Origin of the sequence: Burkholderia sp. BCC1988 (assembly GCF_905339895.1) — a bacterium.
Classification (GTDB): Bacteria; Pseudomonadota; Gammaproteobacteria; order Burkholderiales; family Burkholderiaceae; genus Burkholderia.
The window spans coordinates 141,742-155,169 of sequence record NZ_CAJPHA010000013.1; the positions used below are offsets into that span (position 1 = coordinate 141,742).

The window sequence follows — 13,428 nt, forward strand, 5'->3', positions numbered from 1 at the left end:
GATGCGCCGGATCAGTAACTGCCGTTCGCGAAGCGGGCGATCGGATCGTCGGCGGTGGCGGTGCGCGGGCTGACCGGCGCGGATTGCGTCGAAGCGCGCAACACCTGCACGGGCTCGGTGTCGCGCAGCGACGGCGCGGCGGCCGCGGGCGGCGGTTCCGCGTCGAACGCGGCAGCCTGGGCGGCCGTCAGCGCGGTGGTCGGAATCTGCGTGCCGGTCTCGGTGGGGCCAGTCGGCCCCGGATTCGCCGTCGTGGCGATCATGTCGCCATTCACGGACGTTGCCTGCTGCTGCGCGGTCAGCACGCGCGGCGGCGGTTCGTACGGATCGGCGGCGGGGGCGGTTGCCGCGGCCGTCGGGGCAACCGCCGCGGTCGAGACGACCGGAGCGGGCGACGGCGCGACGCCCGCCTGAGACGCGGCATACGCAGAGGCAGGCCGTCGCGACGCGGCTGCCGCGACGACAGGCGCCGCCGGCGCATCGCGCCGCGCCTCGTAGGTCGGCGCATCGAACGGCCCGGGCGCACCGCGCGGCGGCGCGACGCGGCGAATGCCGTCGAAGCGCTTGGCCCAGTACGGGTTCGTCAGGTAGTCGAGCCGCACGGTGCCGCCGGTCGACGGCGCGTTGACGAAACGCAGCTTGCCGACATAGATGCCGACGTGCGAATGCGGGCGTCCGGTCGTATTGAAGAAGATCAGGTCGCCCGGCGCGACCTGGTCGGGGTCGATCGACACGCCGCGGTTGCTCATGTCGGCGGTCGTGCGCGGCAGGTCCACGTCGGCCGCGCGGCCGATCACGTAACGCACCAGGCCGCTGCAGTCGAAGCCGCTCGTCGGCGTGTTGCCGCCCCAGCGGTACGGCACGCCGACGAGGCTCATCGCCTGGATCGAGATCTCTTCCTGGCCGACGCTGTGGTCGACGAATTTCGGGAAATTGGCGGGTGCCGGGAAGGCGCGCGGCGTCGTGATCTTCATGCCGGAGGTGCGCGAGGCCGACTGCGGCGGCACGCTGGAGCAGGCCGCGAGCAGTGAAACGACGGCGACGGGAACCCAGATTCGAAGCATGACAAGGCGGACGAGCGCAGCGCGCTCGCGAATCGTATGACAACAGACAGACCCGATGGTAGACGTTCCGGCGGGGCTTAGGCAACCATTCCTGAGAATTTACTTGAAGTTTCGCGTGTAAGTGAGGTTGTTGCGTAACGAAGCATGACCACCGTTTTCGACCCCAAAAATGAAAACGGCGCTCCGGAAACCGGAGCGCCGCGTGGCGTCGGAGGCCGGCGGCAGCCGGCGTATCGCGTTACAGGATGTCCGACGCGTAGTCGGCGAGCCGCGAGCGTTCGCCGCGCGCGAGCGTCACGTGGCCGCTGTGGCCCCAGCCCTTGAAGCGGTCGACGACGTAGGTCAGGCCCGAGCTGCCTTCGGTCAGGTAAGGCGTGTCGATCTGCGCGATGTTGCCGAGGCACACGATCTTCGTGCCGGGGCCCGCGCGCGTCACGAGCGTCTTCATCTGTTTCGGCGTCAGGTTCTGCGCTTCGTCGATGATCAGGTACTTGTCGACGAACGTGCGGCCGCGCATGAAGTTCATGCTCTTCACCTTCAGGCGTGAACGGATCAGCTCCTGCGTCGCGGCACGGCCCCATTCGCCGGCTGCGTCGTCGGTTTTCTGCAGCACTTCGAGGTTGTCGTCGAATGCACCCATCCACGGCTGCATCTTCTCTTCCTCGGTGCCGGGCAGGAAACCGATGTCCTCGCCGACGGGCACGGTCGCGCGCGTCACGATGATCTCGTTGTAGCGCTTGTCGTCGAGCACCTGCGCGAGGCCGGCCGCGAGCGCGACGAGCGTCTTGCCGGTGCCGGCCTGGCCGAGCAGCGTGACGAAGTCGATCTCGGGGTTCATCAGCAGGTTCAGCGCGAAGTTCTGCTCGCGGTTGCGCGCGGTGATGCCCCACACGTTGTTCTTGTGATGGCTGTAGTCGCGCAGCGTCTGCAGCAGCGCCGTCTTGCCGTTCAGCTCGCGCACGATCGCGTGGAACGTCGGCTCGCCGTTCTGCGGCTCGAGATAGACGAACTCGTTGACGAGCATCGACCCGCAGAGCGGGCCCGTCACGCGATAGTACGTGGTGCCCGTCTTCGTGTCCTGCCAGCTCTCCATCCCCTTCGCGTGTTTCGTCCAGAAGTCCTGCGGCAATTCGCGCACGCCGCTATAGAGGAGATCCTTGTCCTCGAGGACCTGGTCGTTGAAGTAGTCTTCCGCGGGCAGGCCGAGCGCATGCGCCTTGATGCGCATGTTGATGTCTTTCGACACCAGCACGACCTGGCGGTCCGGCCGGTCGCGCTGCAGCGCGCGCACGACGCCGAGGATCTGGTTGTCGGCCTTGCCTGCGGGCAGGCCTTCGACCGGCGCGATGTCCGCGAGCCTGGTCTGGAAGTAGAGGCGGCCGAGCGCCTCGCGGCTGCCGAGACGCGACAGCGGAATGCCGTCGGAGATCGGGCCGACGTCGGCGACCAGCGCGTCGAGCGTGCGGCTCACCTGGCGCGCGTTGCGCGCGACTTCGGACATCCCCTTCTTGTGGTTGTCGAGTTCCTCGAGCGTCATCATCGGCAGATAGACGTCGTGTTCCTCGAAGCGGAAGAGGCTGCTCGGGTCGTGCATCAGCACGTTCGTGTCGAGCACGAACAGCTTCTGCAATTCGGCTTCGGCCGGCTTGCGGCTGCGCGACTTCGTCGCGGCGCCGGCATCGCGTGCGCTCGCGGTGGTCGGCTTGCCGGCCGCGGGCTTGTCGTTGCGTGCGACGACCGGCGCGGCGGGGGCAGCGGGTGCCGCCGGTTCGGCCGGTGCCGGCATCGGCTGCAGCAATGCGGCCGTCTGTCTGGTCTTGCGACCGCGGGCGGGCGTGCCAGCGGCTTCTTGCGTCGACGCCGCGACGGCGCGCAGCGGCGCGGCCGTGTTCGCGGCTTCGGTCATCGGTTGGGCCACGCTGGCCGGGCCATATTCTCCGGCTGTGGAGGCGTCCCCTTCGGCGGATTTCTTCGCGGCTTTCGCGGGCCGCGCTTTCGCCTTGTATTCATCGGGCGGCAGCAGGCTGCCGAGCTTGCTGGGGGCAGTAGGCAAAGGCATGGTGTCCCTCGGGAGGAATCGTGTCGCATGGCGTGCGCCGCTGATCGCATCCTGCGTGACGTGGAAGGTGCATGCAGTTTGCGCGCGGTGGCGCACAGGAATTTCGTCTAGCCGGTTCGCCTAAGTGTCGATCAGCTCCTTGACGGGGTGAGGGGCCGGACCGAGAGCCGGCGCGCAGTCCATAAAAAAAGCCGCTGCCCCGTGGACCGGGACATGCGGCTGGCTGATACCGTCGTGATGCGCGTCAGGTGCCGGAAAGCATCGCAACGGGCACCGGCGCAGCTACGAGAAATATGGAGCGAACTGGCATTCATTGCGGCCCAATATAACGCGCCTCAAAGCGCTTGTACAGCACTTAGCACGTCGTCCACGTGACCGGGTACCTTGATGCCGCGCCATGCCTGGCGAAGCACGCCGTCGGCGTCGATCAGGAACGTCGAACGCTCGATTCCGCGCACTTCCTTGCCATACATTTTCTTCATCTTGACGACATCGAACAGCGCGCACAGCGCCTCGTCGGCATCGGAAATCAGCGGGAACGGCAGTTCGAGCTTCGCCTTGAAATTGTCATGCGAGCGCAGGCTGTCGCGCGACACGCCGATGACTTCGGCGCCGGCCTTCTTGAACTTCGGATAGAGATCGCGGAACTGCAGGCCTTCGGTGGTGCAGCCCGGCGTGTTGTCCTTCGGATAGAAATACAGGACGAGCTTCTTGCCCTTGAGGTCGGACAGCGAAATGTCGCCGCCCGTCGCCGGTGCGGTGAAATCGGGAACTTGACGGTCAACTTCGACGGACACGTGTTTCTCCTGTTGTTATGGAAAGGCGCCGCTCGGGCGGCGCGGTTCGGCGGGGCGTCGCGGCGGCACGCCGCAAGGGCAGGGCAGGCGGCGCGGGCGCGCGCGAACTCAGTCGGGCTGGACGATCAGCTCGCCGGAGCGGCCGGGAATCTCGCCCCACGTGACAGGGTACGATGGCAGCGAGTCGCGGTCCAGCGTCGCGTGGTAGTCGCCCATCGTCGCAAACGTATGGCCCTGTGCGCGCCAGCCGGCGAGCAGCTGCTCGAATACCGGCGCGAGCTTCTGGCCTTCCAGTTCCGCATGCAGCGTGAACACCTGGTCGTGCGGATTGGTTTCCGTGAACTTCAGGATGTGCGCGGCGACGTTGTGCGTGTCGATGCCGTCGATGCCGAGCACTTCGTCGAGGGTCGGCAACGTGGTCGGCATCTGCACGTGCGACAGCGTGCGGCCGCCGACCACGGGCAGATACGGCGAATGGCCGCGGCCGTCGGATGCGTAGCGCATCCCCCATGCGTCGATCTGCTCGAACGCCGCGTCGTTCATCTGCCAGCCGGCCGCGCCGTGCGTTGCGGGCGGCGCGCCGAAGACGTCGACGAAGCGCGCGTGGCTCTTCTGCATTTCACGCGCGGTCCAGTCGCGATCGCGCACGCGCACGTTGTCCTGCCAGTACACGTGATCCCACGTATGGATCCCGCATTCGAAGCCGGCCTCGTGGATCGCGCGCATGTCGGCGATCGCGCGGCGGCCGATGTCGGGGCCCGGCAGCAGCACGCCGTACATCAGCTGCTTCACGCCGTAGTGCTCGACCACCGACGTGCGCGACACCTTCTTCAGGAAGCCGGGGCGGAACACGCGCCGCAGCGCCCAGCCCGTGTGATCGGGCCCGAGGCTGAAGAGGAAGGTCGCGCGCGCGCTGAAGCGGTCGAAGATGCGCGCGAGGTTCGGCACGCCTTCGCGCGTGCCGCGCAGCGTGTCGACGTCGATCTTGAGGACGATACGAGCCAAGCGAGCGTCCCGTCAGTTCTGCTGCTCGACCAGCGCGCGCGCATCGGCGACATGGCCGCGATACGCTTCGAAGATCTTGCGCAGTGCGTCGTCGAACGTCGATTGCGGCGCCCAGGCGAGCTCCTGCATCGTGTTGTCGATCTTCGGCACGCGGTTCTGCACGTCCTGGTAGCCATTGCCGTAGTAGGCGCCCGACGTCGTTTCGACGAGTTGCACCTGCTTCGCGGAGCCGGCGTATTCCGGGTACTCGGCGGCCAGTTCGAGCATCTTGTGCGCGAGTTCGCGAACCGAGAAATTATTCTTCGGATTCCCGATGTTGTAGATCTTGCCCGACGCGACGCCGTTCTTGTTGTCGATGATCTTCATCAGCGCGCTGATGCCGTCGTCGATGTCGGTGAACGCGCGCTTCTGCGAGCCGCCGTCGACGAGGCTGATGTTCTCGCCGCGCACGATGTGGCCGAGGAACTGCGTGACGACGCGCGAGCTGCCTTCCTTCGGCGTGTAGATCGAGTCCAGGCCCGGGCCGATCCAGTTGAACGGACGGAACAGCGTGAAGTTCAGGCCTTCCATCCCGTAGCCCCAGATCACGCGGTCCATCAGCTGCTTCGAGCAGGCGTAGATCCAGCGCGGCTTGTTGATCGGGCCGTAGGTGAGCGCCGATGCGTCCGGGTCGAACTGCTCGTCCGAGCACATGCCGTAGACCTCGGAGGTCGACGGGAACACGAGGTGCTTGCCGTACTTGACGGCCGAACGCACGATCGGCAGGTTCGCCTCGAAGTCGAGCTCGAACACGCGCAGCGGCTGCTGGACGTAGGTCGCGGGCGTCGCGATCGCGACGAGCGGCAGGATCACGTCGCACTTCTTCACGTGATACTCGACCCACTCCTTGTTGATCGTGATGTCGCCTTCGAAGAAGTGCATCCGCTCGTGGTTGACGAGGTCGCCCAGCCGATCGGTCTGCATGTCCATGCCGAACACTTCCCAATCGGTGGTTTCAAGAATGCGCTTCGACAGGTGATGGCCGATGAAGCCGTTCACACCCAGGATCAGGACTTTTTTTGCTTTCATGAATGACGGGAAGAATGAATGAACTGCGCGAATTCCGCGGGCGTCACGACGGTTTCGCTGCCGTCGCGCTGCTGCCACAGCTCGAGAATGGATAGGGCGCGGCTGTCGCCGCAGACGCCGAATAGCGCATTATCGCTTACGTGCAGGCCGGGCGGCAAATCCGCTGCGGCCGCGGCGGCGGCGCTGCCGGGCGCCGCGAGGCGCGCGCGGGCGATCACGAAACGCGTGCCGGCGACGTCGGTGAACGCGCCCGGATACGGGGGCGCGACCGCGCGTACCAGGTTGTAGACCTGCGCGGCCGGCTTCGACCAGTCGACGCGGCCGTCCTCCGGCTTGCGCCCGCCGTAGTAGCTGCCGTTCGCGAGATCGTTCGGCAGGTGCGGCGCCTCGCCCGCGAGCAGCGCGGGCAACACGCGCCAGAGCGTCTGCTCGGCGGCGACCGTCACCTTGTCGAACACCTGCGCGGCCGTGTCGTCCGGCAGGATCGGCACGGCGGTCTGGCCGATGATCGCGCCCGCATCGGGCTTCGCGGCCATCTCGTGCAGCGTCGCGCCGGTTTCCGTTTCGCCGTTCAGCACGGCCCAGTTGGTCGGAACCCGACCCCGGTATTTCGGCAGCAGCGAACCGTGCATGTTGTACGCGCCGCGCGGCGCGATCGCGAGCAGGTCCACCGGCAGCATGTGGCGGTAGTAGAACGAGAAGACGAACTCGGGCCGCGCGTCGGATACCGCGCGGCGCAGTGCCGGATCGGCGGGGTCGGCCGGCGTGACGACCGGGATCCCGTGCTCGGCGGCCACCGATGCGACGCTGCCGAACCAGATGTTCTCGTTCGGGTTGTCCTCGTGCGTGACGACGAGCGCGACGTCGACGCCGCGTGCCAGCAGCACCTGCAGGCAGCGCACGCCGACGTTGTGATACGCGAAGACGACGGCGCGCGGCTTCATTGCGACGTCCCCGTGCGGCTCGCGGGGGCCGGCACCGCCGGCATGCCGTCGTGCTGTTCGAGCACGGCCTGGATCAGGTAGCGCGGCCGTGCACGCACCTGCTGGTAGATGCGGCCGACGTATTCGCCGAGCAGGCCGAGCGCGAAGATGATCACGCCGAGCAGGAAGAACGTGATCGCGAACAGCGTGAACACGCCTTGCACTTCCGCGCCGACGATGAAGCGGCGCACGAGCAGCAGCACGAACAGCGCGGCGGAGCCGAGCGACAGGATCACGCCGATGAACGACAGCCACTGCAGCGGCACGACCGAGAAGCCCGTCACGAGGTCGAAGTTCAGCCGGATCAGGCTGTACAGCGAGTACTTCGACTCGCCCGCGAAGCGTTCCTCGTGCGCGACCTCGATTTCGGTCGGTTTCTGCGCGAACGTGTAGGCCAGCGCGGGGATGAACGTGTTGACTTCGCCGCACACGTTGATCGTGTCGATGATGCGGCGGCTGTACGCGCGCAGCATGCAGCCCTGGTCGGTCATCTTGATCCGGGTGATGCGCTCGCGCAGCCGGTTCATCATCTGCGACGCCTTGCGGCGCCACAGGCTGTCCTGACGCTGCTTGCGGATCGAGCCCACGTAGTCGTAGCCTTCGCGCATCTTCGCGATCAGCTTGCCGATTTCCTCGGGCGGGTTCTGCAGGTCGGCGTCGAGCGTGATGACGATCTCGCCGCGCGACTGCGCGAAGCCGGCGAGGATCGCCATGTGCTGGCCGTAGTTGCCGTTGAGCAGCACGACACGCGTCGTGTCGGGGCGCACGTGGAACTGGTCCGCCAGCATCGCGGCCGAGCGGTCGCGGCTGCCGTCGTTGATCAGGATCACTTCGTACGACGTGCCGAGTGCGTCGAGTGCCGGGTAGAGCCGCGCGAACAATGCGGCCAGGCCGTCTTCCTCGTTGTACACGGGAATGATGACCGATACCTCCGGGTTCGCGGCCCCCGGATGCCCGGCGCGTGCTTCAAGGTGATTCATGTACGCTTATTTTCCGTATTGTTCGCAAATCTGGTTGATGGCGTCGGCCACGCGACGCACGTCGTCTTCCGTCATCTGCGTGAAGAGCGGCAGCGTGACGGTCGATGCGCCGTATCGTTCGGCGTGGGGGAACATGCCCTCCTTGAAGCCGCGCGCACGATACAGCGTGAAAAGATGGATGGCCGGGTAGTGGACGCCCGTGCCGATGCCGCGCTCCTTCATCTGCGCCATGAAATCGGCGCGCGAGATCGACAGCCGGTCGAGCGGCAGCGTGACCTGGAACATGTGCCAGTTGCTGTTCTCGAAATCGGCGACGGGCAGGCCGAGCCCGAGCTGCACGGCCGCACCGCCGTCGAGCGCGGCGAAATACGCGCGCGCGAGTGCGCGGCGCTGCGCGGTGAAGCGCTCGAGGTGCGGCAGCTGGCCGAGGCCGACGCGCGCGGCGACATCGGTCAGGTTGTACTTGCCGCCGAGCACGTCGCAGTCCATCCCGTCGAAGCCGGTGCGCGTGATGCCCTGCAGCCGGTACTTCTGCGCGAGCGTCGCCTCGTCCTCGTCGTTCAGCACGAGCGCGCCGCCTTCGATCGTCGTCAGGTTCTTGTTCGCGTGGAAGCTGAACGACACGATGTCGCCGATCGCGCCGATGCGCTTGCCTTGCCACGTCGAGCCGAGCGCCTGCGCGGCGTCCTCGATCACGCGCAGGTTGTGTGCGCGCGCAATCGCGTACAGGCGGTCCATGTCGACCGGCAGGCCGGCCAGGTAGACCGGGATGAGCGCCTTCGTGCGCGGCGTGATCGCCTGCTCGAGCTTGTCGAGGTCGATGTTGCGCGTGACGGGGTCGATGTCGGCGAACACGGGCGTCGCGCCCGTCTCGAGGATCACGTTGCTGGTCGACACCCACGACGCCGGCGTCGTGATCACCTCGTCGCCGGGGCCGACGCCCGCGATGCGCAGGCCGATCTCGAGCGTGCAGGTGCCCGAATTGAACGCGCGGACCGGACGGCCGCCGCAGTACTCGGACAGCGCGGCTTCGAACTTCTGGCTCTGCGGGCCGGTGGTGATCCAGCCCGAGCGCAGCACGTCGACGACGCCCTGGATGGTTTCCTCGTCGATTTCGGGGCGGGTGAACGGCAGGAACGGAGCGGTAGTCTGGCTCATGAACACTTTGCCTGTAATGGCGTGTAATAAAGGGGTCGGGCGATCCGGCCCGAAACCGGCATTAAACACCGGTTGCCGGATTCGTACCGTGATTTTTTGTAGGCGGACGCTTAATGCCCGCCGGGCCGGCCGGGCGCGCTCAACTGCGCGCGAGCACGAGCACGCCGATCAGGATGATGCCGATGCCGACCAGCCGCTGGACCGACAGCACCTCGCCGAACAGGTACCAGGCGGCGAACGCGTTGACCACGTAGCCGAGCGACAGCATCGGGTAGGCGATCGACACGTCGACCCGCGACAGCCCGACAATCCAGACGACGACGCTCAGCACGTAGCAGCCGAGGCCGCCGATGATCGGCAGCTGGGTCGCGATCTTCAGGCCGACCGGCAGGATGTTCGCACGGCTGAATTCGAAGTGTCCAACGGCGTTGACGCCGGCTTTCAGCAGAAGTTGCGCACAGGCGTTGAGCATCACGCCGGTGATGATGCAGACGAACGAAACGGGATTCATGCGGCGGGCGTCCTTACGATTGCGGTTTCTCGACGATCACGCGGCGGTTGTCGCGCGCGATCACGCGCATCGGCACGCCTTGCCTGACCAGCGTGTCGTACTGGCCGGGCGGCATGATCGCGAGCGCATGGGTGTCCTGCTTCCAGCGTTCGATCCATTGGTCGACGGTCGGGATCCACTTGTCCGGCTCGACCGAGATGCCGAATGCGAGCTCGTCCTGGCGCTGGACCATGATCGTCGTGTGGCCCATATAGAACGGGAACGTGTGATCGAGCATCTCGATCGAGTAGAACGGCGTGTCGGGCGGCAGCTTCGCCAGTTCGGCGCGCACGGCGGGCGCGAGCAGCGCGCCCGAGCTGTAGCGGCCGAATTCGTCGTGACCGGTGCCGCCGATCGTGCCGAACGCGAGCCACGCGGCGCCGAACGCGGTGATCGCGGCCGCGACGCCCACGCGGCGGTTCAGCCAGGCGGCCGCGAGCGTCAGCGCGCCCGCGACCGCGAGGCCCGCGTACAGCCACACCTGGAACGCACGATACAGCGCGTTCGGCGTGCGGGCGTCGCCCTGATACGAGAGGAAGATGATCCCGAACGCCGCGACGACGAAGAACACGAGGTAGCCGAGCAGGTGGCGGCGGAACCGGTCGGCGCTCATCAGCGGCAGGTACGCGCCGATGATCAGCGCGAGCGCCGGCGCGACCGGCAGCACGTACGAGATCAGCTTCGAGTGCGACGTGCTGAAGAACAGGAAGATGAACGCGCTCCAGATCAGCAGCACGAGCATCGGCGAGAAGCCGTTCGGCTGGCGCGGCATCCGCAGCGCATGGCGGATGCTCTGCCACGCGACCGACAGCCACGGCAGGAAGCCGACCAGCAGCACCGGCACGAAATAGTAGAACGGGCCCGGGCGGTTCTGTTCCGGGGTCAGGTAGCGGCGGAACTGCTGGACGATGAAGAAGAAGTTGAAGAACTCGGGGTTGCGCTGCTGGACGAGCACGAACCACGGCGTGACGATCGCGAAGAAGATCACAAGGCCGCTGACCAGGTAGAGCCGCTTCCACAGCGCCCAGTCGCGGGCGATCAGCGTGTAGAGCACGAGCACGGCGCCGGGCAGGATCAGGCCGACGAGGCCCTTGGACAGTACGGCGAACGCCATCGCGGCCCAGCACGCCCACATCCAGCCGCGCACCGCGCCCGCCGGCAGCCCGGGCCGCTGCGCGAGCAGCAGCGAGCAGAGCGACAGCGCCATCCAGAACGCGAGTCCCATGTCGAGCGCGTTGAAGTGGCCCATCAGGTTCCAGTACGGCGAGCACGCGAGCACGATGGCCGCGAGCAAGCCGGACAGCGGGTTGAACAGGCGCGCGCCCGTGAAGCCGACCAGCAGCACGCCGGCGAAGCTGGCGAGGCCCGTGTACAGGCGCGCCTGCCATTCGCCGATGCCGAACCAGGCGAACGTCAGCGCGTTCAGCCAGGTCTGCAGCGGCGGCTTCTCGAAATACTTGTAGCCGTTGTAGCGCGGCGTGATCCAGTCGCCGGTGACGAACATTTCCCGCGCCATTTCCGCGTAGCGGCCTTCGTCGCTCGGGATCAGGTGGCGCAGCCCGAGCGGCGCGAACCAGACGATCGCGAGCGCGACGAGCAGGAGGACGAGCGTGATGCGATTGAGCGGTAGCCTCGACGGCGTATCGTTCATGAATTTTCAGCCTGTTGGTTGTTGTAAGCGCCGCCGGCGGGTCGCGCCGGCGGCGGCCGGCTTGCCGGTTGCCGATCCGCGTGATGATCCGGGGATCGACCCGGTGTGCCGGCCCGAGTTTTACCGCATCGGGGATTAACGTTCAATTAAGAGCGCGGCGGCCACTTTGCGGCCCTCGGCCATCAGGATGTTGTAGGTCCGGCAGGCGGCCTGGAAATCCATCGTCTCGACGCCGATCCGCTTGACCGTCAGCGCGGCCACGAGGCGCGGGTGCGGGAAGCGCAGCCGCGCGCCGCTGCCGAAGATCACGAGTTCGGGGGCCGGGTCGAGCAGCATCGCGAAATGCTCGGGCGCGAGCGCGTCGAACGACGACACGGGCCAGTCCCGCACCGGTGCGCCGGGCAGCACGATGACGCTCCCTTCGTGGCGTTGGAGGTTGACGTCGACATAATCGGGGCCGTAGCCGGTGACGGTGTTGAGCGCGCCGCTCGTGTCCTGGTGCAGTTTCAAATCGGTATTCCGCGGTTCCGTGGAGGGAAGGTCTGGCAAGGGCCGCACGGGCCCGGGCGGCCGTTTCGCGACCGGCGCACGCGGGACGCCTGACGGCGCGGGCCCGGAGCGGCCATGGTGCATTGCGAAAGTTGGCCAAAATCCGCTAAATTATAACTTTTTGGTCGCCCCCGGGCGCCACTTGCATCGTGCGTCGCCACAAGCCGCGTCCGACTGCCCGCATTTTCCCCAGTCTAGACAGCGCGCATAGACCAGCCGCTCTCCAGTTTTGATCCCGTCCCCCGGCCGCAAGGCCAACCCAGGAACCGTGTCGTCGTGAAACCGATTCAGAAGTCGAACAAGCTGCTCAACGTCTGCTACGACATCCGTGGCCCGGTGCTCGAGCACGCGAAGCGCCTCGAGGAAGAAGGCCACCGCATCATCAAGCTGAACATCGGCAACCTCGCGCCGTTCGGTTTCGACGCGCCGGACGAAATCATCCAGGACATGATCCGCAACCTGCCGGCGTCGTCCGGCTATTCGGATTCGAAGGGCGTGTTCTCGGCCCGCAAGGCCGTGATGCACTACACGCAGGAAAAGGGCGTCGTGGGCGTTGGCCTCGACGACATCTACATCGGCAACGGCGCGTCCGAACTGATCGTGATGGCGACCCAGGCGCTGCTGAACGACGGCGACGAAGTGCTGCTGCCGGCGCCCGACTACCCGCTGTGGACGGCCGCCGTGAGCCTGTCGGGCGGCACGCCCGTGCACTACGTGTGCGACGAGCAGAACGCGTGGATGCCCGACCTCGACGACATCCGCCGCAAGATCACGCCGAATACCAAGGCGATCGTCGTGATCAACCCGAACAACCCGACCGGCGCGCTTTATTCCGACGAATTGCTGCTCGAGCTGCTCGAGATCGCGCGTCAGCACGGGCTGATCGTGTTCGCCGACGAGGTCTACGACAAGATCGTCTACGACGGGCTCGAGCACACGGCGCTGGGCTCGCTGTCGGAAGACGTGATCACCGTCACGTTCAACAGCCTGTCGAAAAGCTATCGCTCGTGCGGCTACCGCGCGGGCTGGATGGCCGTGTCGGGCCTCGGCGGCGACAACCGCCGGCGCGCGAAGGATTACCTGGAAGGCCTCGGGATCCTGTCGTCGATGCGCCTGTGCGCGAACGTGCCCGGGCAGTTCGCGATCCAGACCGCGCTCGGCGGCTACCAGAGCATCAACGAGCTGATCGTGCCGAGCGGCCGCCTCTTCAAGCAGCGCGAACTCGCATACGACATGCTCACGTCGATTCCCGGCGTGACCTGCGTGAAGCCGCAGGCCGCGCTGTACATGTTCCCGCGCCTCGATCCGAAGCTTTATCCGATCCAGAACGACCAGCAGTTCATCCTCGACCTGTTGCTCGAGGAACGCGTGCTGCTCGTGCAGGGGACGGGCTTCAACTGGGCGGCGCCGGATCACTTCCGCGTGGTCTTCCTGCCGAACCTCGACGACCTGACCGATTCGATCAACCGGATCGCGCGCTTCCTCGACGGCTACCGCAAGCGTCATTCGGTCTGAGCGGACAGCGTCCCCCGGCATTCATTCAATTCTTACTCATCGATCACAC

12 protein-coding genes and 1 pseudogene are annotated in these 13,428 nt (G+C 66.5%); 2 read left to right on the plus strand and 11 right to left on the minus strand.

Annotated elements, in window-relative coordinates:
- Positions 1 to 11: 11 nt before the first annotated feature.
- Both U4012_RS19960 and U4012_RS19965 read right to left on the minus strand, forming a co-directional pair.
- A complete protein-coding gene (locus U4012_RS19960) occupies positions 12 to 1,064 on the minus strand; it encodes a C40 family peptidase (protein WP_321800941.1) in 1,053 nt (350 codons plus the stop codon).
- Between the two features lie 238 nt (positions 1,065 to 1,302).
- The gene (locus tag U4012_RS19965) at positions 1,303 to 3,123 is read right to left on the minus strand and encodes a PhoH family protein (RefSeq protein WP_321800943.1); all 1,821 of its coding nucleotides are present in this window, start codon (positions 3,121 to 3,123) and stop codon (positions 1,303 to 1,305) included.
- On the opposite strand from U4012_RS19965, the pseudogene U4012_RS19970 reads away from it, so the two are divergent.
- Positions 3,073 to 3,266 (plus strand): annotated as a pseudogene (locus U4012_RS19970) (hypothetical protein). The gene U4012_RS19965 and the pseudogene U4012_RS19970 sit on opposite strands and share 51 nt — an antisense overlap.
- Positions 3,267 to 3,458: 192 nt before the next feature.
- Here the strand turns inward: U4012_RS19970 and U4012_RS19975 are convergent.
- The 9 genes from U4012_RS19975 to U4012_RS20015 all read right to left on the minus strand — a co-directional run bounded on the left by U4012_RS19975 (position 3,459) and on the right by U4012_RS20015 (position 11,825).
- Complete coding sequence (locus U4012_RS19975; protein ID WP_124840143.1) at positions 3,459 to 3,920, minus strand: peroxiredoxin; 462 nt, start codon at positions 3,918 to 3,920, stop codon at positions 3,459 to 3,461.
- A 108-nt stretch (positions 3,921 to 4,028) separates the two neighbouring features.
- Positions 4,029 to 4,925 carry a polysaccharide deacetylase family protein gene (locus tag U4012_RS19980; protein ID WP_124486273.1) on the minus strand — a complete coding sequence of 299 codons (897 nt, stop codon included), beginning with the start codon at positions 4,923 to 4,925 and terminating at the stop codon, positions 4,029 to 4,031.
- Between the two features lie 12 nt (positions 4,926 to 4,937).
- Complete coding sequence (locus U4012_RS19985; protein ID WP_124486274.1) at positions 4,938 to 5,993, minus strand: bifunctional UDP-4-keto-pentose/UDP-xylose synthase; 1,056 nt, start codon at positions 5,991 to 5,993, stop codon at positions 4,938 to 4,940.
- Positions 5,990 to 6,937, minus strand: a complete 948-nt coding sequence (locus U4012_RS19990; RefSeq protein ID WP_321800949.1) for a formyltransferase — start codon at positions 6,935 to 6,937, stop codon at positions 5,990 to 5,992. The genes U4012_RS19985 and U4012_RS19990 overlap by 4 nt, the downstream gene beginning before the upstream one ends.
- Complete coding sequence (locus U4012_RS19995) at positions 6,934 to 7,956, minus strand: glycosyltransferase (RefSeq protein WP_044847240.1); 1,023 nt, start codon at positions 7,954 to 7,956, stop codon at positions 6,934 to 6,936. Before U4012_RS19995 ends, U4012_RS19990 begins: the two co-directional genes overlap by 4 nt.
- Positions 7,957 to 7,962: 6 nt before the next feature.
- Positions 7,963 to 9,114, minus strand: coding sequence for a DegT/DnrJ/EryC1/StrS aminotransferase family protein (locus tag U4012_RS20000; protein ID WP_321800953.1), 1,152 nt, complete (start codon positions 9,112 to 9,114; stop codon positions 7,963 to 7,965).
- Positions 9,115 to 9,253: 139 nt separating this feature from the next.
- On the minus strand, positions 9,254 to 9,625 hold the full coding sequence (locus U4012_RS20005; RefSeq protein ID WP_044847242.1) for an EamA family transporter: 372 nt from the start codon (positions 9,623 to 9,625) through the stop codon (positions 9,254 to 9,256).
- A gap of 13 nt (positions 9,626 to 9,638) precedes the next feature.
- The gene (locus U4012_RS20010; protein ID WP_321800955.1) at positions 9,639 to 11,315 is read right to left on the minus strand and encodes a glycosyltransferase family 39 protein; all 1,677 of its coding nucleotides are present in this window, start codon (positions 11,313 to 11,315) and stop codon (positions 9,639 to 9,641) included.
- 135 nt (positions 11,316 to 11,450) lie between these two features.
- On the minus strand, positions 11,451 to 11,825 hold the full coding sequence (locus U4012_RS20015) for an Mth938-like domain-containing protein (protein ID WP_321800957.1): 375 nt from the start codon (positions 11,823 to 11,825) through the stop codon (positions 11,451 to 11,453).
- Positions 11,826 to 12,140: 315 nt separating this feature from the next.
- On the opposite strand from U4012_RS20015, the gene U4012_RS20020 reads away from it, so the two are divergent.
- Complete coding sequence (locus U4012_RS20020; RefSeq protein ID WP_044847244.1) at positions 12,141 to 13,379, plus strand: pyridoxal phosphate-dependent aminotransferase; 1,239 nt, start codon at positions 12,141 to 12,143, stop codon at positions 13,377 to 13,379.
- Positions 13,380 to 13,428 lie beyond the last annotated feature (49 nt).